Origin of the sequence: Thiohalocapsa sp., assembly GCF_019695415.1 — a bacterium.
GTDB lineage: Bacteria > Pseudomonadota > Gammaproteobacteria > Chromatiales > Chromatiaceae > Thiohalocapsa.
Genome location: NZ_JAIFKJ010000261.1, coordinates 1 through 1,412, shown reverse-complemented (window position 1 = coordinate 1,412; position 1,412 = coordinate 1). Strand labels below are relative to the sequence as shown.

Genomic DNA, 1,412 nt, shown 5'->3' with positions numbered 1-1,412 from the left:
CGGCCATGGGACCCCCCTTTAGGAAGGCGGGGGGGGCGGTGGGCAGTCGGGCAGTAGGCGTGGGTTTGGGCCTGGGGGCAGTAAGCGGCGAGGAGGCGGCGCAGCGGCGTGGGGGGGTCGACGTAGATGATGTTGCCAAGCCCGCGGGCGCGCCGGCGCAGCAGCTCGCTCTGTCGGCGCATTTCGCTGTTCAAGGCAAGCTCCGCCTCAGAGGAAGCGCTCGCCTGCTGCCCATTCTTCCGCAGGGTCCGCAGCAGCTCCGCCAGCACCGCGAGGTCGTGGTCATCACCGAGCAGGCTCTGGAGGTCCTTGACCGCCTGGCGCTGTGCCTTGAGCAACTTCGGCCAGGCTGGCTGGAGCAGCCGCAGGTGATAGCCGAGGTACTTGGTGCGCTTGCGCCAGTCGTGGAAAGCTTCGACGCTCGGCTCCTTGTAGGCCCGCTGCATGGCCTTACGACCGCGCTTGTAGGTCTTCGCGAGCCCGGGTCCGAGCAGGTCGAAGTCATGCGCGGGCTCGTCCGGGCAAGGAAGCTGCCAGTTGTCAACGCGTGCCCGGGCCTCCCGCATCCGGGTGCGGAATTGCGCGAGGCGCTGCGGCACGTCGCCGGCGCCCGCATGCACCTCTTCCTGATAGGCCACCAGCCTGGCGCGAAGCGAGCCCAGCTCCAAGGGTTCGACGTCATCGTGCAGCGACGGTTGGCCCGCCTGCTTCCCACAGGCTGCCGCGAATTTGGCGCCCTCATCGGACTTCGGTTGAGCGCGGCGCAGCACCAGGTCGAAGGTCTCCAGGGCCGCATCGGCGTCCCGCACCAGCGCTAGATGGGCGGCAGCATCACGGAGGGCCCGGTTCTCGGTCTTGTACAGGTCCGGCGCCGCAGGGCGAACCAGCCGCAGCAGCCCGCGCAGTTTTTTTATGTCCTTGCGGGCCTCGTGAACCGCCTCGTCGGTGGGCACGTTCGGGTCGTCCACCTGCGCGATGGCGTCGTCGATCAGGGCTCCGCCGATGCGACGCAGCGCGGTGTCTGGGCGCTCCTGTGGATCGAGCTGAAAGCGCATGGCGTGAATTGGTGTCGCTAGCAGGGGTGAGTGTCTCGTTCGGGTGCCGCAGGCTTGTTATGCCAGAGGCCTTTGCCGAATCACCAAGCAGCACTCATGCCAGCTTACGTGTGGGAGGCCGCTCGTTTCTCAGGTTTCGCGTGGCAGGACGGGGCATTGGGCTTGGCCTCAGGTTGCGCTGCAGGTGTATGAGGACATCGCGAGACTGCTGAAAAGCCTGTCGCCGCACGCGTCACTTCGAGCCTGGGCATTTCGCTGAATTCGTCAAGCCGGCGCTCCTGCGGGATAGGTCGGCGTACCTGGGGAGATGCTGATTTATTGGGCATCCTGCCCAAAAATCAGACGGAGCCGGGCCTA

The 1,412-nt window shown here is 66.5% G+C and carries 1 protein-coding gene; it reads right to left on the bottom strand.

Going from position 1 to position 1,412, the window contains the following annotated elements; genetic code table 11:
• Positions 1-1,055 (bottom strand): CHAD domain-containing protein (locus I6U14_RS07530; protein WP_296898175.1); only part of this gene is annotated, 1,055 nt, incomplete at its 3' end.
• Between the last annotated feature and the right edge of the window lie 357 nt (positions 1,056-1,412).